20 protein-coding genes are annotated in these 22,990 nt (G+C 37.8%); 5 read left to right on the top strand and 15 right to left on the bottom strand.

The window, feature by feature from the left end:
• Positions 1 to 316 precede the first annotated feature (316 nt).
• Positions 317 to 1,363, top strand: a complete 1,047-nt coding sequence (locus AC0L4E_RS09890; RefSeq protein ID WP_473679062.1) for a sensor domain-containing diguanylate cyclase — start codon at positions 317 to 319, stop codon at positions 1,361 to 1,363.
• A gap of 149 nt (positions 1,364 to 1,512) precedes the next feature.
• On the opposite strand, the gene AC0L4E_RS09885 is transcribed toward AC0L4E_RS09890, so the two are convergent.
• On the bottom strand, positions 1,513 to 2,730 hold the full coding sequence (locus AC0L4E_RS09885; protein ID WP_473679061.1) for a multidrug effflux MFS transporter: 1,218 nt from the start codon (positions 2,728 to 2,730) through the stop codon (positions 1,513 to 1,515).
• 245 nt (positions 2,731 to 2,975) lie between these two features.
• On the opposite strand from AC0L4E_RS09885, the gene AC0L4E_RS09880 reads away from it, so the two are divergent.
• The 3 genes from AC0L4E_RS09880 to AC0L4E_RS09870 all read left to right on the top strand — a co-directional run bounded on the left by AC0L4E_RS09880 (position 2,976) and on the right by AC0L4E_RS09870 (position 6,335).
• Positions 2,976 to 4,856 carry a choice-of-anchor I family protein gene (locus AC0L4E_RS09880; RefSeq protein WP_473681596.1) on the top strand — a complete coding sequence of 627 codons (1,881 nt, stop codon included), beginning with the start codon at positions 2,976 to 2,978 and terminating at the stop codon, positions 4,854 to 4,856.
• Positions 4,857 to 5,208: 352 nt separating this feature from the next.
• Positions 5,209 to 5,847 carry a GNAT family N-acetyltransferase gene (locus AC0L4E_RS09875; RefSeq protein WP_473679060.1) on the top strand — a complete coding sequence of 213 codons (639 nt, stop codon included), beginning with the start codon at positions 5,209 to 5,211 and terminating at the stop codon, positions 5,845 to 5,847.
• Positions 5,848 to 5,969: 122 nt separating this feature from the next.
• Entirely contained in the window at positions 5,970 to 6,335 is a 366-nt protein-coding gene (locus AC0L4E_RS09870; protein ID WP_473681594.1) for a hypothetical protein, read from the top strand.
• Between the two features lie 346 nt (positions 6,336 to 6,681).
• Here AC0L4E_RS09870 and AC0L4E_RS09865 read toward each other — a convergent pair whose 3' ends face one another.
• From AC0L4E_RS09865 to AC0L4E_RS09810, 12 genes are all read right to left on the bottom strand, one after another.
• Positions 6,682 to 7,443, bottom strand: a complete 762-nt coding sequence (locus AC0L4E_RS09865; protein WP_473679059.1) for a substrate-binding periplasmic protein — start codon at positions 7,441 to 7,443, stop codon at positions 6,682 to 6,684.
• 379 nt (positions 7,444 to 7,822) lie between these two features.
• A complete protein-coding gene (locus AC0L4E_RS09860; RefSeq protein ID WP_473679058.1) occupies positions 7,823 to 8,143 on the bottom strand; it encodes a YdbL family probable chaperone protein in 321 nt (106 codons plus the stop codon).
• A gap of 19 nt (positions 8,144 to 8,162) precedes the next feature.
• Positions 8,163 to 8,327 (bottom strand): YnbE family lipoprotein, encoded by a 165-nt coding sequence (locus AC0L4E_RS09855; RefSeq protein ID WP_473681592.1) that lies wholly within the window; start codon positions 8,325 to 8,327, stop codon positions 8,163 to 8,165.
• A gap of 111 nt (positions 8,328 to 8,438) precedes the next feature.
• Positions 8,439 to 11,708 carry an intermembrane phospholipid transport YdbH family protein gene (locus tag AC0L4E_RS09850; RefSeq protein ID WP_473681590.1) on the bottom strand — a complete coding sequence of 1,090 codons (3,270 nt, stop codon included), beginning with the start codon at positions 11,706 to 11,708 and terminating at the stop codon, positions 8,439 to 8,441.
• Between the two features lie 304 nt (positions 11,709 to 12,012).
• Complete coding sequence (locus AC0L4E_RS09845; protein WP_473679057.1) at positions 12,013 to 12,858, bottom strand: D-hexose-6-phosphate mutarotase; 846 nt, start codon at positions 12,856 to 12,858, stop codon at positions 12,013 to 12,015.
• A gap of 132 nt (positions 12,859 to 12,990) precedes the next feature.
• On the bottom strand, positions 12,991 to 13,587 hold the full coding sequence (locus AC0L4E_RS09840; RefSeq protein ID WP_473679056.1) for a DUF938 domain-containing protein: 597 nt from the start codon (positions 13,585 to 13,587) through the stop codon (positions 12,991 to 12,993).
• A 14-nt stretch (positions 13,588 to 13,601) separates the two neighbouring features.
• Positions 13,602 to 14,264 (bottom strand): response regulator transcription factor, encoded by a 663-nt coding sequence (locus tag AC0L4E_RS09835; protein ID WP_220755462.1) that lies wholly within the window; start codon positions 14,262 to 14,264, stop codon positions 13,602 to 13,604.
• 327 nt (positions 14,265 to 14,591) lie between these two features.
• Complete coding sequence (locus tag AC0L4E_RS09830) at positions 14,592 to 15,041, bottom strand: acyl-CoA thioesterase (RefSeq protein ID WP_473679055.1); 450 nt, start codon at positions 15,039 to 15,041, stop codon at positions 14,592 to 14,594.
• 240 nt (positions 15,042 to 15,281) lie between these two features.
• Positions 15,282 to 15,605, bottom strand: coding sequence for a Rho-binding antiterminator (locus AC0L4E_RS09825; RefSeq protein WP_473679054.1), 324 nt, complete (start codon positions 15,603 to 15,605; stop codon positions 15,282 to 15,284).
• 26 nt (positions 15,606 to 15,631) lie between these two features.
• On the bottom strand, positions 15,632 to 16,147 hold the full coding sequence (locus AC0L4E_RS09820; RefSeq protein ID WP_473679053.1) for a SixA phosphatase family protein: 516 nt from the start codon (positions 16,145 to 16,147) through the stop codon (positions 15,632 to 15,634).
• Between the two features lie 99 nt (positions 16,148 to 16,246).
• A complete protein-coding gene (locus AC0L4E_RS09815; RefSeq protein WP_473679052.1) occupies positions 16,247 to 17,008 on the bottom strand; it encodes an SIMPL domain-containing protein in 762 nt (253 codons plus the stop codon).
• Between the two features lie 1,045 nt (positions 17,009 to 18,053).
• A complete protein-coding gene (locus AC0L4E_RS09810; RefSeq protein ID WP_473679051.1) occupies positions 18,054 to 19,178 on the bottom strand; it encodes a TonB family protein in 1,125 nt (374 codons plus the stop codon).
• A 207-nt stretch (positions 19,179 to 19,385) separates the two neighbouring features.
• On the opposite strand from AC0L4E_RS09810, the gene AC0L4E_RS09805 reads away from it, so the two are divergent.
• The gene (locus AC0L4E_RS09805) at positions 19,386 to 20,657 is read left to right on the top strand and encodes an HD-GYP domain-containing protein (protein ID WP_473679050.1); all 1,272 of its coding nucleotides are present in this window, start codon (positions 19,386 to 19,388) and stop codon (positions 20,655 to 20,657) included.
• A 167-nt stretch (positions 20,658 to 20,824) separates the two neighbouring features.
• Here AC0L4E_RS09805 and AC0L4E_RS09800 read toward each other — a convergent pair whose 3' ends face one another.
• Together AC0L4E_RS09800 and ppsR are read right to left on the bottom strand one after the other, a co-directional pair.
• Positions 20,825 to 21,889, bottom strand: a complete 1,065-nt coding sequence (locus AC0L4E_RS09800; RefSeq protein WP_473679049.1) for a 3-deoxy-7-phosphoheptulonate synthase — start codon at positions 21,887 to 21,889, stop codon at positions 20,825 to 20,827.
• Positions 21,890 to 22,093: 204 nt separating this feature from the next.
• The gene (gene ppsR / locus AC0L4E_RS09795) at positions 22,094 to 22,906 is read right to left on the bottom strand and encodes a posphoenolpyruvate synthetase regulatory kinase/phosphorylase PpsR (RefSeq protein ID WP_473679048.1); all 813 of its coding nucleotides are present in this window, start codon (positions 22,904 to 22,906) and stop codon (positions 22,094 to 22,096) included.
• Between the last annotated feature and the right edge of the window lie 84 nt (positions 22,907 to 22,990).

Genomic DNA, 22,990 nt, shown 5'->3' with positions numbered 1-22,990 from the left:
TATTCAACAATAATCTTATAAATGCTTCTTTTTTAGTAACCAGACTAAGGCATCAAGGTATGTTCGTTATAGCCAGCGTGAATGAGTGTTTAAGCTTTTTTATTTGAGTTTTCTTATTACTAAAACTTAAATTTATCAGTAAGTTCTACCAACTTAAAACTTACCCAGATGTCTAATAGTTTTTGTCATATAAATCTGCTAAGTTCATATGATAATTAGAATTAATCTCGATATTTAGCTTATCAGTTACCCACAGCATTGATGATCCATTAAGTTATTTATTAAGAGACGATATAAAAAGAACAAGGAATGGTTAATGACGGCACAGTTAAATAGTGAGCAAGTTATTCGTAGGCTTTACCAAATTACCCATGATCATAAAAAAGGATTTGAAGCTCAAATAGTCGAGCTAATACAAATGGGGTTAGAACGTTTTGGATTAGATATTGGCATTCTTTCTAAAATAGAAAACAACAACTACTTTGTTAATCACTGTGTCACTCCAGAAGATGTTCCTATGAAACCTGGTGACAGGTTTGATTTTGATGCCACTTACTGCAGTATTACTTGTTCTGCAAAGGCGCCTGTGGCAATTGAACATGTTGGTAATGACAAAAGGTTCGCTTTTCATCCTGCCTATAAAGCATTCGGCTTAGAGTCATACATTGGGGTTCCAATTCATTTTAAAGATGAATTATATGGCACGCTAAATTTTTCTAGTCCGACTCCTTTTTCAAGACAATTTCGTGATAGTGATATAGATGCACTGCAACTAATGGCTTCATGGATAGAAGTTGAATTGATCCGCAGGGAGCAAGAAACAGAGCTGAAAAACTTGAATAATAAGCTTAAATATCAAGCTAATTATGACAGTCTAACTAATATTCCCAACCGCCGAGGCATGCATAGAAAGCTTTTAAAAGGTATGAACCATTTAAATCGTATGGGAGGGGAATGTACTCTAGCCATAGTCGATATAGATCATTTTAAGAAGTTAAATGATGCTTATGGCCACCCAAAAGGCGACGAAGCATTGGTGATTATTGCCAATGGGATTAATGATTCATTACGTGACTATGAGTTTGTGGCGAGATTAGGCGGTGAAGAGTTTATGATCTGGTTACCAGACACTAACGCCAAAGGTAGCTCAATAGTGTTTAAACGAGTGATGAAAACAATCTCTGAAATTTCGATTATTCCAGATCCCATAACTGTGTCCATTGGAGCTGCCTATTATAAATTTAATGACAGTAAACAGATTAATTTAACAGAGCTAATCGATAACATGATGGGAAAGGCCGATAAGGCGCTTTACGATGCTAAACAGCAAGGCAGAAACCGCTTTAAACACTCAGAGGAGTAACGTTCAGTTTCACCATGGTGTTTGTGAAATGAACGTTCAATAGAGTTGTCAACTTACAGAATACTAGCCAGTGAACTCAGTGCGCCATTAACTTCAGTGCGCCATTAACTAAAGTATAAAGCTGATTTCATTGTTAGCTCTTATATAAATTAATTTACTGGTTGAGTTCGCTGGAATAGCAAACAAGCCATAACTAACATTACCGAAATCAGCATCATTGCAGAAAATGGTACTGCAGTGCCTGTGTAAAATAGCGCAAGCAAAGGACCTGCAAGAGAGCCAAACCCAAACCGTAATGTTCCAATCACAGCAGTCGCAGTTCCTGTTTCTTTTTGAAATTTCATCAACACAATCGCATCAGCGTTAACTGACATTATGCCTAAACAACCCATCAATGGAATAAGCATTGCTACGGTATAGTGGTAGCTCAGATCGATTAGATTCACGATGATCAATCCAGTTGCTGATAACGTGGCAAAAACTGTCGCAACGAATAACATTCGATTTGAACCATAACGGCCGACAATTCTTGAGTTAACAATATTGGCCAGCATCAACGCGCCGACATTGGTGCTAAACAAAATGGCGAATAATGATTTGTCGAGACCAAATACTTCCATATAAATAAATGGTGATGCGGTCAGATAACAAAAGAATGCGAATGATGTCAGCACGCCACAAGTAATATTAATTTTAACCCCCTGGCGGGTTAAAACAGTTTTGTAAGACTTGAGAAATGACTGAGTACTGCGTGACTCTTTGGCTTTATCGCTTGGCATTTTAAGTTTTAAAAGCACAATCATTAACAGCACAATGGCATAACAGCTTTGGCTTAAAAAGATTAATGGCCACTCGCCAAACTCTAAGATTAAGCTACCTAAGGTGGGTGCGAGTAAAGGCGCTAACATCATAATTAAACTGACATAAGACATCCCTTTAGCGGTGTTATTACCATAGACCTCTTTAATATAGCCAGGCACTACAACTGTTGCAGCAGCGCCGATAAATGCCTGTACAAATCGTAAAGCTAAAAACACCTCAATACTGTTAGATAAAGAAATGAATAAACTAATGAGTGTGAATCCACTTAAGCCAAAAATGACTAATGGTCGACGACCAAACCTGTCGGCTAATGGACCAAATGTCAGCATACCTAAGGCATAACCAGCTAAGTAAATACTCAGAGACTGCTGCACAGTCGTGACATGGGCATCATAGCTTAATGCAATTGCCGACATCGCAGGTAAGTACATATCAATTGCTAATGGAGTGATGGCGACAATCGCAGCCAGCATTGGAATCAACAAGGCAAGATTTGGAGAGTTCTGCGCCGTAGCACCAGAATGAGTGTTAGAAGACGTGCTCACACATACCTCGGTTTTACAAAAAAAGAGAAGAAGACATGGAAAGGGAAGCTGAATATTCCATTGAGAATTTTAACATGATTAGTGTTTGCTAAAGAGATTTATTTAATAAGAACTTGTATCAAAATCTTTACTGGAACAATCAACTAGGGTGTAACAATACCTTAACAAGAGTGTCGTTTGACTGTCATTGAACTTGGTTAGCTTACTTGAAATTTTTATAACAAGTACGCAACAGGAAGAAAATGATGAAAAGCAATATTTTACCACTAGCAGCGATTGTTTCTATGATGCTTTTATCTGGTTGTGATGGCGATGACGGCAAAGATGGTAGCAATGGAGCGGATGGTACAAATGGTCTGTCATCATTATTAGTGACAAGCACCTTGGCATCGGGGAATAGTTTATGTCCTTTTGGCGGCAAGCAAATACAAACAGGTATTGATGCTAACAATGATGGAATTTTGAATGATGATGAAATCATAACTGCACAAACACAAGTTATCTGTAATGCTTCGCAAGCTACTTTATCTATGGAGCTCATTGGCCGTTATGAATCTGGCGTGTTTGGAAAAAGCGCCGCAGAAATTGTCGATTACCATGGAGCAAGCCATTTGGCTTATGTTGTGAATGCGCAGAGCGGAATGGTCGATGCTATCGACTTGTCGACGTTAAATTCACAAGCAGCCGAGACTATAGAATCAAGTACTCTAAATAATCTAAGTAAATCCTTTAGTTTAGATGTTGTTGCGGATAGCGAATTATCAGGCTTAGGCAGTGTAAACAGTATCAGTATTTATAATGATCTGTTGGCTGCGGCTGTTGAGCGTGCTGATAACATAGGTAATGCTACGCAAGGCAATGGCATTATTGCCTTTTATCAATTATCAGCATCGGGTGAACCAAGTTATATTAAAGCGGTAACTGTGGGCGCTTTACCTGATAATGTGGTTTTTAGTCACGACGGTACCAAAGTCATTGTCGCTAATGAGGGGGAGCCTAACTCTGCTTACACGGTAGACCCAGAAGGTACAGTGGCAGTGATTGATGTGATTGATAATTTACCAGCCGATGAAGCGACAATGATTACCTTTAACGACTTTGATGCAGGTAATGCGCGTTTCGATGAGCTAAGTGAATTAATTAAATTAAACGGGCCAAATGCTTCGGTATCTCAAGACTTAGAGCCTGAGTATATTGCTGTATCAAAAGATGACAAATATGCCTATGTCAGTTTGCAAGAAAACAATGCCATTGCAGTTATTAATCTTGAAGATAAAAGTGTTGAAAGCATTAATGCTCTGGGACTTAAAGACTATGGTTTAGTTGGTAATGAAATCGATGCCAGTGACAAAGATGACGCAATTAATATCATGGCTTACGAGGGTGTTTATGGTATGTACCAACCTGATACCATCGCCAGTTATCAATGGCGTGGCCAAGACTTTATTGTAACTGCCAATGAGGGCGATGCCAGAGACTACGATGGCTTTTCAGAAGAAGAACGCGCCGAAGATTTAACCTTAGACCCAAACCATCCACAAATATTAGCCGCCCAAGATAACACTCAACTTGGGCGTTTAAAAATCACCACCAGTATGGGAGATGAAGACGGGGATGGCGATATGGATAAAATTCTTTCATATGGCGCTCGGTCTTTTTCTATTTGGAGTCATGATGGTCAGCAAGTTTTTGATAGTGGTAGCCAATTTGAGCGAATTACAGCCGCGATTTTAGGTCATAACTTTAATAATCATAATGAAGAAAGCAAAGGTGATAGTCGCAGCGATGATAAAGGGCCTGAACCAGAGGCGTTAGCTATAGGGGAAATTGGTGATAAAAAGTATGCCTTTATCGGTTTAGAAAGAACCGGTGGTATTATGGTTTACGACATTACTAATCCTTTTAATGTGAGCTTTATTGATTATGTCATCAATCGTAATTTTGATATCGATTTTGAAATTGATGGAGATGATATTAGTGGCCAACCTGAACTTGCTGGAGACTTAGGGCCAGAAGGTATGAAGTTTATCGGCGCAGAATCAAATCCAACTGGCATGCCTTTATTGGTGATTGGTAATGAGGTGAGTGGGACAACGAGTGTCTATCAACTGACATTTGATCTATAAGATGTTCAGTTTTAAAAATGAGTCGTCATTAAGTTATCGTTAAACCGTCATATTAATAGGTTTAACTGAAGTTGTTGGTAACAGTTCCTTCTGAATACTGACTCATATACTCAACGACAGCGCCAGCTGTACAAAGCCAATATTGCAAAATATTGGCTTTTTATTTGGCTCAATTTAACGTTCGGGATAATGAGAAACTGAAACCTAAAAAACAAAACCTAAAACATAAATTAAAAATGCAGAAGCGATTAATACAGTTATTGTTTTTCCGAATAAAAAGGTGATTTTATTCTGCTCTAGATCATGTATTCTGTATTTGTGTGAGTAAGTTAACTATTTAATGGAGAAGTAAATGGCAGAAGTAAACATTGATACTTGTTTATCTGGTGAACATGTCATTTTAGAACCACTGACACTTGAGCATGTGGCGGCATTAAGCCTAGCAGCATCGGATGGTAATTTATGGGAGCTTTGGTTTACCACGGTCCCGCATCCTGATGACATGAAGGCTTATGTTGAAAAAGCATTGGCCCAAGAGAGCCGAGGAGAAGCACTCGCGTTTGTGGTAAGAGAAAAAACCTCAGGTGCCATTATCGGTTGCACACGCATTTGTAATTGGGACCAGCCTAATAGACGATTAGAAATCGGCTATACATGGTACGCCAAACGAGCTCAGCGTACTGCAGTGAATACAGAGACTAAATTATTAATTTTGGGCTACGCATTCAACACTTTGGATGTAATGGCTGTTGAGTTTCGTACTCATTGGCACAACCAAGCTTCAAGGCAAGCCATTACGCGTTTAGGTGCGAAACAAGATGGTGTATTAAGAAATCATAAGTTGTTGAAGGACGGTACAGTTCGAGACACAGTTGTTTACTCGATCATAGACTCCGAATGGACCACAGTGGAAAAGCATTTAAAACATCGCCTAGATTATTATCAACAGCAAAATGCCAACGCCATTTTACATACCGAGATTAATTACTAAATCACAAATCGTTGATTTAAAAATTAGCGTTTTTAATAAAACTAAGTAATAAAAGCGACAAAAGTAATGAAGGATATTTCATGTTAAACAAAGGATTTCAAATAGTTGCTGTTGCAGCATTAATGACAGTTTCTTTCCATAGTGCCGCACAAGACAAAGCAGAAGAGGCTTTTAGTAATGAGCTAGTGCAATGCGCTGCATATTATGAAATTGCCTCAGGTGTAATCATGGGGATGGATGCGCCGCAAATGCAAGCCGTTGGTGGAAGGCTTAAAGATTCAGGAATCGAAGCTGAAAAATTAGCAGGCCAATATATGCCAGCAGATAAAGTTGATGCAGCAGTTGCAACAGCAAAAGAGCAGCAAATTGCTAGTTTGGGTGGTTCAAGTGGCTTAGGTCCATTGATGGGGAAGTACAAAGACTTATGTAAGAAAGTGGTATTGGATCCAAAATCTAGGCTTGAATACTGGGCGATGGTAACAATGTAAGTTGTTGACGAACTGTATAAAGAATTTGCACAGCGTATCGGTTGGTTTTAAGTTAAATCGACCGATACTGACTTAGCTAATGCAGCTAATGTAGCTAATGCAGCTAATTCAGCTAATTCAGCTAATTCAGCTAATGCAGCTAATGCAGCTAATTCAGCTAATGCAGCTAATGTAGCTAATGTAGCTAATGTAGCTATCGTAAATATTGTTACTACTAATAAGTTTAAAGTTTTGTTTATTAATAATATTTTTTGATGTCATGCTAGTAGCTTAAAAACATCGTATTACTGTTTAATTTTTATCAGCTTTAACATCTCACTTTTATTCAATTTCATTTATCAATCATCTATTCGACTTTGACATTATATTTGTCAGCGATTCGTTTTAGCCTGCCTGATTTTCTAATTTGATTAAACCAGTTGCTGATGTCATTGGTCGAAACAATAGAATTGGGACTGAGTAAAATACTATGGGTGTATGCTTGATCTAATCTGTCAGAAATTAATAACTGGGATCTGGCTTTAGGGTGAACCTGTAAATAATGTTGAAGATATGATTGAGTCACTGGCGCGACATCCGCTCGTCCTTTCAAAACACTTTCAATTGATGCACTGTTGCTATGAACAAACTGAATATCAAAGTTAATCCCGAGTTCATGGCTATTAGTATTCCAATCGGCAAATTGATAATGGTAGCCGCTGACTAAACTAAGGGATTTATCATTAAATGATGCAAAGTAATCTTGATTCTTTTCACTGTCTCGTAAGGTAATGAATACTTCGCCATCAATAATATCGAGCGGGATAAAACTGGTATCAAAATTCTGCCAACCCCAGATAGGGCTTTCAAAAATCATCATATCAAAGCGACCAATCTCATAGGCTTGATAACGGTTTTCAATGCTGGTATTTACAAATTGGAATTCTACTTCGGCTTGCAGTTCATTGAACGCGGCAATTAAATCGATGGTAAAACCTTGAAACAAGCCTTCGTCAGTTAAATTAACATAAGGGGCAAACAAATAGCCGCCAACATTAACGACAGGTTTGGCTTGTGCAGGAGAAATTAGAAATATAAGTGCTGTTAGTGCAGAAAAAATTTTGTTCATATGCTCAAAAATAAATACGCCAGTGAATATGACACTAGACAAAAAATTGACTATGTAACAAATGTAACACTTTTGGATTACAAAAAGAATACCCAGTAAGAGAGTAAGGATATACAAAGTCTGATTTGGGAGGATTAATTAACTCGTTATAAATACAAAAAGCAGGACGAGAAAACTATAGAAATAATTTTGATTTCTATTGAGTGTAATTACTTTATTTATTAATTGGTTAATAAAGAAAAGGTCGATGTACTTCAAAGGTGATACTTATATTCAATGTAGAAATGTCATCTCTTTTAAAGCAGTTTAAGATTGCCAAGCTTTAAAATTATAATGACAATTTACATTGTAAGTGCAGTCAATACCTTGGGTGAAAGCACTATTTTTGTTGCCATTTACCTGCGGCAGTTTGAACGTAATGATTTTTATCAGCTGCTGCGATTGCTTTTTTTGCCGCTCTATTAGCCACATCAGCAGTTGAAAGTTTATTCTTTTTGGCTATTTTTTGATAATGCTGTTTGCGCTTATTGTTAACTTCTAACATTAAAGCTTCAGCTTCAGGGTTATTAACGACTAAGCCTAAATATCCATTGGTTTGCTCGCCTACTAAACCTTGTGTTTTAGCTTGTTGCAGTGTCAAAGCATAGGCGTTTGCAGACATTAATAGCCCTGTTAATAAGGCAATGATGGGTAACTTCATAATCTGATTTCCTTATTAATTAAAATAACTCGTCATCTTCTAATAGTAAGTCGAGCTCTTTATCAATTTTAATGATGATTTCGTGCTCGATTTTTACATTGAGATTAATCTCAATGGGTTTATCGGGTGGCGCTATTTTTACTGTGGGTGAGCACGCTGAGATAAAAAAAGTGCTGGCACACATTAGTAATAAATTATTAATCGAATGAGTTTTCACTGAGTCGTCCTTACTGCTTAAAAGTCATTAAATAAATTGCATCAAAAATTCACGCTTAAATGTGTTCTGCTCAAGTATTCATTTCACGGAACGTTCTATGTCATTTTGCAGTTGGTTCCCAATTTGAGTACTTTTGTACAGTTGAAATAAGTTCTCTTCATGAGAGTAGTTCAAATGTATAGGTCTTTCAATATCTTGGCTTTTCCCTTTAACCTGAACTTTAAGAAGTGCATCGCCATTATCTTCCATATCAAAGCTACTACTCAATTGGCTATATTCTAGATGTTCAAGAGCTTGCACTACAAAATCTAAGTATGGCTGTGTGGTTCTAATTTGTTCAAGGGCAGGGTTGTTAGAAACTTGAATGAGTCCGCCAGGTTGTCTAGCAGCTAAATGTCCTCCCTTAATCGTCACTTTCCCATCGATTAAAGAGGCGGGTAACACGCCGTCAAAAATACCGTCGGCATATACTCCGACCTGAGGTTGCGCTGCTAATAATGCCTCCAAACTGATGCCATTTAAAACAAAATAACCTTCTGACTGATCGTGCAATTTTACATAAAATTCTGGTACTAAGAATTCACCATCTAACAAATTACCACTCGCGGTTAAATTAATGTCAGTATCACTGAGTCCACTAATTTCTTGTAACCAATTTTTCGCTGCAATTTCATCATTCTTTCCTAAGGAAATATTGGCGTTGAGCTTGATGTTTTCAAGATTAATACCGACATAGGCATCAGCAATATTAAGCTCAGCTTTCTGGCAAAGTAGTCGGCTCTGACTGAAGGTCGTTGGCTGGCTGGGCGTGCTATGCACTTGTTGCCAGTTAAATTGGCAGTTAGAGGTTAAATTAGCGTCATAAAAGAAGTTTTCATTATATTGTGCATCTAATTGAGTCAGTTGTTGCTCAAATTTCATTTCAAATAAAGATACGCCTTGGCTTTCATTTAATGCGAACCCCGCATTTAACTTGTTATGCCCTGAAATCATTAAGTTATCAGGTAACATTTGAGTTTGCCCAAGTGTGCTGATTACTGACTGTAAATCAGTATCAACCTTCCATTGACCTGCTAACGATACAGGCATCCCTTGTTGAGGTAATCTTAATAAGTGATAACTTGATAAATTAAGATCATCTAGCTGCCAAAGTTCTGTGCCCCTTAATAGCTGTTGCTGTAAAGCTAAGGTTTGCTTGATTGTTACATCGTCAAGGCGTAACACTTTATAGCGTCTAAGCTTTGATTTAGAAGGAATAAGTTTATCGATACGTATGTCTTGTAGTTGCCAATCTAATTGAGCTTGATTGGTTTGTGCGAGTATTTGCTCAATTAATGGCGGCTGTTCATCGCTGTTTTCAGAATCAGAACTAAAGCCAGAGCCTGAAGTAAAAGGTGTTAATAGTTCAATGTTTTGCCTAGCATCAATCTCAAATTGTCCTAAATGAATCTCAAATTTTTCTGATGTTAATTGTTTTTCGTTGTTTACCGAATAGGCGAACGAGTCAAAACCAAGCTTAAAATCACCTAGGGTGAACTTTGATGTAGCTTCTGTGGATGAGATTAAAGAGGATTGCTTATTTACAGGGCTTAACGGTTTAGTCAGGCTAATCACTGATGGCTTTTCAAGTCGCCAGTGCAATTGTTCAAAAATCATTGAGTTATGGGGCGTTTGTATATCAAGCTGCTGCGTTTGAATTGCCGACTGTGGAAGTAAAGTCAATTCTGCAAAATGGTCTTTAACTGACATTTGTGCACTTAGGTTTATTTGTGTGCCTGCAACGAAAATGGTGTTATTGATTGACTCTGGTATCTGAGCTTCAGGTACGTTTTGACTTATTAATTGGCTGGTTTTTATAGTCGTTGTAAGATTTTTAGCGGCTATTAAATCAAAAGTTTGATGTTGATGAATATTAAGGTCGAGTTGAGAGGTTATTTGAAAAGTAGCCTCATCATGTTTAGTAATATTATTAAAACTAGAGATAGGCAAACTAGTTGCAGATAGTTTGTCTATATTCAATGTCGCTGAGGCTACAGGGTGCACAAGAGATAACTTAATATCAGTTTCCATGACATTAATTAATGACGGCGCATTCAATGGCATTTCAATAGTCAGTGGCTGTTCAAGAGCTAATGACCAATCAATTTTCTGTTCTAGTTCTGCAAGAAATGGCTGCAGTTGATGACTAATCTCTGGGTTATCTAATAACGCGATAATATCTGTTAATTGCTGCTGATTAGTACTTATTTGCCATAGTATAGGTTGAAGATTAAATATCAGAGTTGCAGTTGTCTGCTGTTCTTCAGGTGTTTGCTCTTTTTGAGGAGCGAGCTCTTTTCTAGGTTCATAAGTTATTGAAAAAGTGACTTCTTCTTTTGGTGAGAAATCAATATTTGGCAGTAACTCACTGCTAATCATTGGGATAAAAGCAGATTGATTAACAGGTAGAGCTTGGGACGATATAGGAATAATTTGATGTTGGCTTTCGATAGAACCATGAATCAAATCAAGTTCAGTTTGACTTTTCCACTTGCTATTAACCATTAATTTTAAATCCTCGATGGGTTTTAAAATAGTTTCTATATCATCAATTAGCTGCGGTTTTGCAGACTTTATCATTGAATTATTATTAGCAGTATTAACACCAGATTGCTGTGAAAGGTTATTTTGCAAAGCAAGGGAGAGTGCTTGATTAAAACCTGATAAAGCTGAAATTAAGGTCGCTATATCTGTTTGATGACTTAGGACCCACTGTGTTTGCTTCATCTGTAAATCAAACAACAATACGGATTGCTCCATCAAACTTAGCTCACCTGACAAGGTGTGTTTAATGTCTGAAGCTTTTGCTTGCTCAAGCTTTAGGTTATGAGTTTGAATTATCGGGAATGGTATTTGTGTTTGAAGTGATTTAGGTAGGTAAACACTGATATTGTCCAGTGATATTTGCGGGATTTGATTTAAGCTTAAACCTATATTATCCGAGTTTTCACCTTGCTCTTGGCGAGTAATAAAACTTTTTCCTAAAGTGACCTTTATATCGCCGATGTGTAACTCGCGAATATCTTCAACAGATAATGACATGCTCTTTAGGGTATTGTAGCCATCCTTTAAATCTAACCTGATATCTTGAAGCTCTATTAAACTATCTTGATAGCGCATTTGCAGCCAAGGCAATGACAGTTGGTTTAGATCGCTCAGCTTAAATTTATTAAGTTCTGTGACATTAATTTTGAGAGCGTTAACTTCAACATCTATGACCTCAATATTGTAGGGCTGAGTTAAAGAGTTAACGATATTGAGTGCGATAGGTCTGAAGTTTTGTTGGAGCAGCAGTAGACCTAATGCGATTAAAAAAAGCAGAATAAAAATAATCGCTTAACAGTAAAAATTCGAACTGCCATTAGGGTTTTATGTCTTTTAAAATATTGATTTATTTGATTGAGCAAAGAATAGCATAGCTTAACTATAATGGCTCCGTGTCATTGATATTTGATACGAAAGCATTTGAGTTCCAGTGTATTTATGCGCCTGATACTAGAGTTTGAAATTGGGGCTGGCTAACTTTGATTTAGTTACAGTTTTAGCTTGGATAAAACCTACTGAGTAGGCCTGACCAAGCTACATCAAAAATAGACATCAGACTAAGTCGGGCTTAAGCCCAACGAATATGAGTGGTGAGGGTATGACTTTCCCCTGATGCTAATTGCACTTCATCTTCAAGAACATTAGCCGCTTCGTGGCACACCATGGTTAAGTAGTCATTATCATTAAAGCGCGATAATCGCTGAGATTTATCAATCCACGGATTCCAAAGCACTGCAGACTGGCTATTCTCACGACTGACTTCAATAGTGCCATTTGGAGTATGTAACAGCTGTTTGTGGGCTAAGTCTGTATAGACACGGTCAGTTTCTCGAGTAAAGCTGACCTCATCACCGTCTTGCTGATAGGGGCCTTTACCAAATTCAATATATTTAGACCCGCTAAAGCCAGTGCCTTTTAACTGATGTATATCTTCAATAGGGAAATAAGTATGTAACGCTTGGGTAAGGTTAACTGGGTAGTCGCAGTTGTTTTTATTAACAATGCTGACTGATAATGATTCACCAAGGGTAAACAGCACACTGACTTCGGTATCGTGAGGCCAATATTGTTTGTTTTCTTCGGTAATTTTTAGGGTGAAGATTAAATCAACCACTTGGTTGCGCATTTTTACTGATGCTAAAGACCAGATACTGGTACGGGCAAAACCATGTTGCGGATAACCTTCAATAGGACTTGCACCAAACCAAGGCCAACACACAGGAATACCACCACGGATCCCATTACCAGGCTGGTAATCATCGGCTTCAGATACCCAAAGCAATGGTGCTTTGTTCGCTGGTTTAAAATAATCTATTTGTGCGCCCTGAAGAAAAATACTCGCTTGGCATAAATCAGTATTCACTTCGACATAATCTAAACCGTTAGGGTGTTTTTTAGTGGTAACCGAACCCATAATGCGCTGTCCTTATGTGAGGTATTTATTGTGTATCTGATACTAGCTTACAAATTTTTTACTAGTAATTTAAGAGGCTAACTCTTTGTTATTACGGTTTGAGTGTTTGATAAATGACATAAACAGAATCGATTAACATCGACTGAAATGAAGTAGTCGATTATTTGCAGGCATCTCGATATCTGACTGTAATGTTAAGCCTTGTCCTTGAGCCAGTGTTATGACCCACTCAATATCACGAATGCCACTTTCAGGATTGTTTTGCTTTAACCATTGATCAAATGAGGCGTTACTTTCACTGCTAAACTTACCTTGATAGTTAAAAGGTCCATATATTGCGACATTTGCAGTTGTTGATAACGCTTGTCCTAAGCCATTAAAGAAGGCTTCAACCATCGCTTTACTCATAATATGTAAAGTATTTGCGCTGAATAAACCATCTAGCTTGGGAGATATCATGCTTATTGGCCAATCAAGGGTAACGTCTAGTCCAAAAGCGGGTAATAAATTAGGACTACCGACTAGCTCAATACGAGCATTTAAGTGGGTTAGATAACTGTTTTGATCGCTGGCTTGCCAAGTTAAATGGGGCAGATTAGCGGCAAAATGAACACTATGTTGACCTGTGCCGCTGCCGATTTCTAATACTTGCTGGCTATCTGAAAAAATATACTTTAACTCAGCAAGTATTGGTTCTTTATTGTTTTCACAGGCTTGAGAAAACGGCAATTGAGAAACATGACTTAAGATAGGTCTACCTTTTCCATTTCAAGTTGCTGTAATGCAATAACTGCTTGGGTGCGATTTCTAACACCTAATTTACGGAAAATAGCCGTAGCATGAGCTTTAATTGTCGCTTCAGAAACGCCAAAGTCATAGGCAATTTGTTTATTCAGCAAACCTTCAGCAAACATCTGTAAAACACGATATTGCTGTGGAGTTAAGTCAGATAGCTTACTGGCCATTTGACTGGTTGGATCGTCATTGACCTCGAGTATTTCAGTTCCTTCTGGCAACCAGATATCACCATAAAGCACTGCGTCTAGCGCTTCTTTTAATGTATCCATCGAAGCAGATTTAGGAATAAAACCAGAGCTGCCGTAATGGATAGCGCGGCTGATAGTCTGAATATCTTCATGGGCTGAGATAACGACGACAGGAATGTCTGGATAATGGCCTCGAAGATGAATTAACGTCGAGTAGCCGTGAGAACCAGGCATTTGAAGATCAAGTAAAATCAAATCAAGATCAGTTTCTTTATCATCAAGAATTTTTTGCAGTGCATCGGCACTGTCTGCTTCAAACCAATTAGTACCTTGAAAAGCATTATTTAATGCTTGTCTTAAGGCATTACGGAATAAGGGATGATCGTCAGCAATAATAATATTTAAATTTTGTAGCTTCATGGCTTTTTAGTTGTCTTGGTTGCACGTGAAGGTAATTTTAATGTAACAGATAACTTGGTTATCGATCCACGCTAAAATGCAAGAGTATAACGAAAACAGTTAAATAATATTATGAGTTAGACTTTGGTCTAGTGTTGATGCAGCATTCTGGCAAAATCCAAAATTATTAACTGCTTGCGAACAGTTGCAAGCAGTTAATGTTTGGTTTGTTTTATGAACAATAGTCTAAAACGAACATCGTCATGTGTTGTTAAATAATGCCATTCTCAGCGAATAGAGCAATTCAGGTGCTATAGGATTATTAGTATGTTAAACACTAACGCTCGTTTATACGCTAGTTTTTACTGGCCAAACTGGAATTGGGTTTCTTTGTTCATCCACAGCCACAAAAGTGAATACGCCTCTTATGGCATGTTCACGTAAGTCTTGGTACATGTCTTCGACAAATATATTGACCTCAACTTTTAAAGACGTGTTACCAACATGAATAACCCGAGCCACGAGTTCAGCTAAACTGCCTGCAGGTATCGCTTTTTTAAAATCAATTCGATCAGAACTCACTGTCACCAAGGCTTTTCGGCAAAAACGGGTCGCTGCAATAAAAGCGGTTTCATCCATCCATGCTAATGCATCACCACCAAATAAAGTGTTGTGATGATTAGTATTTGACGGAAAAATTGCCTTAATCACTTTAGCTTCAGATTGGTTGATTCTGTCACTAATTTCTTTTGGTAATGATGGGTTTTCTTCAGGTGATACGTTACTGGTAAAGGGCATTCAACTACCTAATTGTTATTTTTAGTACTTCTAGTAGGAGGCCGGATTATACGGATATGTGATTTAAATAGGTAGAGTAGATAAACAGACTTACTCATTTATCTTTATGAAAAAGAGAAAACGGCGAATAGAGCAAAAATAATACAAAGGATTTGTCTGATATTGAGTGTCGATATTGAGTGTTGATGATAACTGTTGATTTGTACTTTTGGTGTTAAGTACTGAAGCTAAGTAATAGAGCTAAGCGCTGGTAAAATCTATATAGCTAAACACAGGCTTAGGTGTGAGGACTTTAACGGACTTAATCTGTTCTATCTCAACAATAACCTGAGAGTTATCATCATTTATAGCACCTTTGATTACTTCCTTTTTATTACCGTTAATTTCGGTGAATCCAGTATCAGTAAATTGGTCGTTAATTACCGATTTATCTAACATGGTTAACTCTACTTGGTATTGATACAAGCACATAATTTCAAGGTAATCATGTAAGTCACACTTGAGCATAATGCTTCCTTTACTATCTTTTGAAGTCCAATTATTGGCATCCTGGACAAATGACATTCTAGGCCTAAATACTCGCTTAACCCCTAATAACGTAATACTAAGGTGCTTACTTCATTACCTATGCTGGTTAATACATATAACCTATCAAACTCACTTTGTTCATTAATATCTTCGCCAGCATCTCCGCCTAAGAGTGTCACTAGTTCTGGCGTGGTGTTGCTATGGCCAACAACTAAGATATGCGACTGTGAACTGGATTGAAGCTTTGATGCAAAAGCAGCAAGTTGACGTGGGTCGTAATGCGTTAAAGGGATAGCAGTAAGTTCAGAGGTCGGCAGGGCTGTTAATTTTGTTCTTTTGTAATCAGTGCTATAAATCGCAGATAACGGCACAGAAGAGAGTGTATCAGCAAGTCGCTTGGCTCTTTGCTGGCCTTGTTGAGTTAATTCGGGATTATCACCTTTTTGTTTCTCTGCGTGGCGAACTAAAATGTAAGTCTTATTATGAATATCTGAAGCTTGATTAATTGAGTTTTCAGCAGCGATTAAACCACTACTAAACATCATGATACTTAATACAGTTATTAATCCAAAGGTCATCAATAATCCTGTGATATACCTTCGGTTAAGTTGTTTTTTGTAGTTGCTATCCATGTTGACTTCCACGTTTTATTGTAATTATTTTTGTAATTTTATTGATTAATCCGCTAGGTAATACTCTATGGTCGAGACCACTCTCACACGTTTAATGTGTGGGTTATTTTTGTCTCTATTCGAAATACTGAATTGGCCTTGGGATGCACGTTTAATTTTGCCTAGCTGGCTTTGTGAGTCAGTGGCAAACTTTTCAGCCACTAAGCGGGCATTATTAGTCGATTGTTCAATCATTTGCGGCTTTATTTCGTTCAAGCGGGTAAAGATGTATTCAATTTGTGCATCGTAGTTGTTTTGCGAGAAAACTATCCCTTGTTTACCTAGCTGAGAAAGTGTCGGCATGGCAGCGCGCACCTTATCTATATCTGTTGAATAAACGGTAATAGTTTGTAGTGCGGTATAACGAAATTCTACGGTTTGGTTACCGCCATATTGTTGAGCTAACTTATCTGTAATGGTAGGTGCTGAAATTGAAATTTCGTCAGTACTAATGCTGTTTTTTATCAAAAAGTCATTGATGAGAACGTTTTGTTTATCAACCTGTGCGTATAAATCTTCTAATTTATTGCTTGCTGCTGTGTACTGGATAGGCCAAATAACAACATCAGCAGGGTATTCGTTTTCAGCAAGCCCTTTTACGGTGACGCTTCGATCAAGTAATTTGTACTCAATGATGGCCTGTTTGAGCGACAAGCCTAGTACTGACAAGCCAATCAACAGCAATAAACCAAGAATGGCGGCGCTGGTTTTAGACTGGGTATTTAGCGTGCTGTTCACTAGATATTCTCCTGTAGCCTTGTTAATCATTTACTTGAGTCGATTTAAGTGTTGCGCGCTAGAATCTATAACATTGGGGGATTTTATCTAGCCAAATTTAACGTTAATCTAACACTTGATTATTAAAGACCTTATCCGTAAGTTGACGTCTTAGTCAACTTTTTAGGTTTTTAGGTTAATTAATGCACATTGAAGTGCCAAAGGAATAAAGGATTATATTTGAATTTAAATAGCGAGTATCACTATCGTTAGCCATCAGTTTTATATTGATAAGTCAGGTTTCTTTTGCCGAAACATATCAACATGCCAACTCATTTGAGGCTTTTACTGTTGAAAATGATGCGGAAATTGATTTAAGCGTGGTTAAGCAATTTACGTAGCAAGTCGGTCGTGACCGAAGCTTGTGTTAGGTTATTTAAGTCAATCGATTGAATATAATGACCAGCAATAAAAGAGCCATTGGTGGCATTATTTCGAAAACAAAATGAAGTCCGTATCAAGATTGGAATACAATTCATATTCCAGAAAATCGAGTATTACAATCGATGGCAAATCAAGAGCATAATGGTATGGCTCTCAATCATGAGTTAACTCATGTGCATGCTGTGAGTTATCAACGTAAAAAATTAAAAATGGTTATGAAGATCGTTTTTATGATGATGGTTTAGCTGTTATCTTACAGCACCGCTTTGGCAACAAATCTGAATATCCTAATTTTGGTATTGATTTATATACTCAGACTGCAAAATTAGCAGCTAAGCACGGACCGTTAATTTTATTATCTAAAGCTGAAGATGCTAAACATGAATCTAGCACACGAGTTGAAAGACAATTAGCTTATGTGCAAGAAGGTGCCTTTCCCCAATTCTTGATTGAGAACCCTTAGCTATAAATAGTGGGCTAGATGCTTATTTTAAAATCTATAAAGGTCAAGATATAAAAGAGGTGACAGGTAAAAGCTTTGGGAAATTAGAGCAAGAGTGGACTGCAATGGTTAATCTATTTAATTAATGTTTGATGCTCAGTGTTTATAGAGGTTGGAGGACAACGGCTGTTGCCCTCTTATTTCAAATATCTAACCTATCTTATAATCCAATTGAACGGTTGATGTGGCTTTAACAGGTTTACCATCAACGAATTTAGGGGCGTAGCGCCATTGCTTAAGGACTTTAATACTTTCTTTTTCAAAAGCTTTACCACCTTCAGATCTAATGACTTCAGGTTCGGATACGAAACCTTGTTCATCGACAACAAAGCTTAATTGCACCAGCCCTTCAGCTCTTGATCTGAGCTTACTTGATGGATATTCAGGGTTTACACGGTAGATAGGTGTTTGTTGCTGTTCTTGACTCCAAGGCTTCATGCTTCCGATCGCTAAGCAATGTTGAGTGGCAAGATCTGTTTTTTCTCTTTCACTATACATGGCAACTAAACGTGCATGTGCTGCTAACTCATAAGGGTGGGTATAATCCAGAGCTTGGTACTGATTGATTACTTCCAGTAATTCTATTTCTGCTTTGTCATATTTTTTATTTGCTAGGTAAACTGCTGAGCTTTCAAATCTTGAATTAACCAAAACAGTCGAGTCAATTGGAAGGAACTCACTGTATATTTCCTTTGCTTGTAAAATATATTTACGGACTTGTTTCTTATCGTATTTAGTTTGGACAAGTTTGTCATAAGAAGCTGAAAGAGTATGGGCATATAAAATTGGATTTTCGCTATCTGAAGCAATGCTTCGGGCTTCAGACAGTAAGCTTTTAGCGAGTTTTAAATCTTTAATTTTATCAGCATAGGTTAAAAGAGGATCTACCAATTGAACACTATCGTCACCGTAATGTGTTCTATATTGCACCAATGTTTGCTCAAAATAAGGGGCCGCTTCTTCATATTGCCTATTATTGCTAAGAGCAATGGCCAGATTAAAGCCTAGGTTAGCTGTATCTATACTGGCTTCACCATAAATACTTCTACCTAATTCATAAGCTTGTTGGGCTGATTTAGCGGCTTGTTCGGTATTGCCTGACTCAAAGGCGACATTATAAGCTTCATAGGCTTGCTTAAATTCTGTAGGCGTAGCTAATGATTGCGAAGAAATCAATAAACTGCCTACCAGTATGCTTATATTGCTTATCTTCAAGAAATTTAACTGGTTTGATACTAGCTTAGCGGGTGTTAACTTAGCTGGATAACGACTCATTACAAATCCTTTTTGAATATCACTGAACATTTCCATTTTATATGTTCACCTTATCTTTTGGTTGACTTCATAACAATAACAATTACGTATCAAATTAATTCATTTGTACTTTGGGAGTATCGAATGTTGCTTTATGGAAGAGATCAACAATAATTAATTAATAGTTTTGAAATACTTTTATAAAGCTTGGCACTTCAAGGATGAAATATGTCACTAGCAGGTTTGCCGTTTATTGAAAACATCACTATTGGAGATTCTCTAGCTTATTGGCGGAGAGTTATTTTTAATCGTATTTTTGGTTTGTTAGCCATTGTCTGTATCCCCGTATATTTCACAAGTATTTACTTGTGCATTCAAGCTAATCTTTATGCTATGGCGGTATTCGATACTATTGTTTATGCCATCTTACTGTTTATTATTTATGACAAAAACCTCACTGATAAGGCACGTTTTAACATTGGCTGCATGTTGGCTTTTAGTCTTGGACTCGGTTTTTTAATCGCCATTGGACCAAGTGGTGCAGGGTTCTTCTGGTTATTTATATTCCCACCGTTAACTTGTGTTTTGTTGGGAAAAATAGCCAGTAATTATGCGCAACTCATTAACCTTATATGTCTTTTGGGGTTAGGCGTGGCTTTTCATTTTAATCTACATATATGGCCCAATATTGAAGGCTACAGCACGATAATTTGGGCTGTGGTTGTAATCAATTTTATTGCCACCAATGCCATAGTGACTATGTCTATTGCCTTCTTATTAGGCAAACTATCGCACTCCTTAGAAAGTACGTTAACATCAAGGCGAGCAACGGTAATTGGTTTAGCAAAACTAGCCGAGTATCGTGATAACGAAACAGGTGCGCATTTATTGAGAATGCAGCGATACGCAGCAATGTTAGCCACCCAAAGATACAGCGAGTTTGACGCGCCAAAAGAACTGACCGTGTCTTTTATTGAAGAAATCACTTTGTCTTCAGTACTACATGATATTGGCAAAGTCGGCATTGCTGATGCTATTTTACTTAAACCGGGAAGATTAACGCCTGACGAGTTTGAACAAATAAAAGCTCACCCTGTCATAGGTGCTTCGGTTTTAAATAGTCTGACTGAATATGCGCCAGATTGTAATTTTATAAAAATGGGACGTGATATTGCTGGCGGTCATCATGAGAAGTGGGATGGTAATGGCTACCCTAAAGGTTTATCAGGTATAGAAATTCCTCTTGCTGCGCGTATCGTTGCCTTAGTTGATGTGTACGATGCGTTAACTTCACCTCGATGTTATAAAAAGCCCTTTAGCCATCAAGATGCGGTTAAGTTAATCGTAGAGGGGAAGGGCAAACATTTTGACCCTAAACTAGTAGAAAGTTTTATGGTAATTAACCATTTGTTTCAGCAACTTTCATTGGCATCAATTGAAGAGGATGCAATTGAAGAGGATGCAATTGAAGAGGGTGCAATTGATGCCAGTATTGCCTAAATGAAAATCACAAAGTTTCATAAACTTATTCCTGCCAATAAAAAAGCCAGTCATATTCATGACTGGCTTTCATTTCTATCAGTTTCGATTGTTTACAAAACTCATGCTAGATAAGTGAAAATAATCCTAAGTTATTTAAAAATAGCTTTTAAATAACTTATATAGGTCTATTTGCTTAGCAGGGCTTTACGCTCTTTTGAAGCCTGAGCTAAATCACGTAGTAGCTTTTCCGAGTCTTCCCAGTGTAAACAGGCATCTGTTATGCTTTGACCATAAGTTAAAGGCTGACCTTCTACGACTTTTTGATTACCTTCAATCATAAAGCTTTCAGCCATAATACCTGCAACAGCTGTGCTGCCACTGCGCATTTGTTGCATGATGCTGTCGGCAACGTTTAACTGGTTTTTATGTTTCTTTTCACTGTTACCGTGGCTGAAATCAACAACCATACGTTGTGTTACACCTACTTTTTCAAGTTGTGCACGCACGACTTCGACATCTTCTGCCGAATAGTTCGGCTTTTTGCCACCGCGTAAAATGATGTGACCATATGGATTACCGTGAGTACGGTAAACAGCCATTGCACCATCTTTATCTGGAGAGTAAAAAATGTGTGGAACTTGCGCTGCACGGACGGCATCAACTGCAATGTTGATATTACCGTCAGTACCGTTTTTAAAACCAACAGGACATGAAAGTGCCGATGCCATTTCGCGATGAATTTGGCTTTCCGTTGTACGAGCACCAATAGCGCCCCAAGTAATTAAATCAGCAATATACTGACCATTCACCATGTCTAAAAACTCAGTTGCGATAGGGAGTTTTAATTCAGTAATTTGTTGCAGCAAATGGCGCGCCATTCTCAAGCCTTTGTTTGGGCTAAAGCTGCCATCCAAATCAGGATCAGATATTAATCCTTTCCAACCTACGATTGTGCGTGGTTTTTCAAAATAAACACGCATTACAATACATAAGTCTTCTTTTAGCTCATGATGTAATTTGGCAAGACGCTGAGCGTATTCTAATGCAGCTTCTGTATCGTGAATTGAGCAAGGGCCGATGATAACGAGTAAACGTTGATCTTCGCCTGCAATAATGGCTTCAACTTCACGACGTTGCTCAACTAAGTAGTCAGCAGCATCTTGGGTTAATGGATATTCAGATGCGAGTTGCGCAGGTGAAATTACCTTACATAAAAGTGAGGTACGTAGTTCATCAGTTTTAATTGTCATTCATTTTACCGAGCATGTTTGCGATGAATTAACATCATATTGCTCGGGATTATAACTAATTAGCCAGCGTTAGACACGCTGAAATCGAGTTAGATATGGAACAAAAGCGGACAAATTGGAATAAGTTAGCCGAAAATGCTGCGTTATTAACATTTTCGGCCATTCAAGTTGTAGTTAACGTTTTGTCTCAATAACCATTGCGACTTAGAACATGTGGCGTTTTAGGCCCGTGATATCGAGGATTTTTGCAGAAATTTCTTCTACCGAATGGAAAGTGGTGTTCACAAAAGGAATGCGCTCTTTCTTATACATCATTTCAACTTCTTTGACTTCAATTCGGCATTGCCTTAATGAAGAGTATCGACTGTTTTCCATGCGCCCTTGACGAATTTCATGCAATCGATTTGGGTCGATGGTGAGGCCAAATAATTTCGATTTATTGCGCTTTAATGCTTCAGGCAGTTTTAAGTTATCCATATCGTCTTCAGTAAACGGATAGTTGGCTGCTTTTATCCCAAATTGCATCGATAAATATAAGCTTGAAGGGGTTTTACCACAGCGCGAAACACCCAATAAAATGATGTCGGCTTTATCCATATGTTTCATGGTTTGGCCATCATCGTTCTCCATTGTGTAATTTATCGCTTCTATCCGAGAGTCATAGCCCAAGTTACTTTTACCATGAGTTCGGTTCATCACCGGCTTCGCTTCTATACCCAATTGTTTTTCTAACGGGCTAACGAAAGTGTTCAAAAAATCATAATCCAAGCCTTCGCTTGAATAAATAATGTCACGGATTTCTGGTTTGACGATTGAATGGAAAAGTATTGGTCTTTCGCCTGTTGTAATAAAACAATCATTAATTTGCTGCTTAACCTTCTCAGCTTTTTGAGTTGTTTCTACAAATGGAATTGTAAGTGCTTCAAATTCAACTGGAAATTGTGAAAGCACAGCATGTCCAAATACTTCTGCAGTGATTGCAGTCCCGTCTGAGATATAGAATACTTTTGGTGCCATTATGACCTCTTGTAGTAATAAAATTACAAATAAAATTATAGATTTACGTCACTTGTGTGGGAGTGTAGAATGCCGCTGCCCTCG

It is taken from the genome of Shewanella sp. GJ50-10, assembly GCF_055808815.1.
The sequence above is the reverse complement of the archived record's forward strand: the minus strand, read 5'-3'. Positions and strand labels throughout refer to the sequence as shown.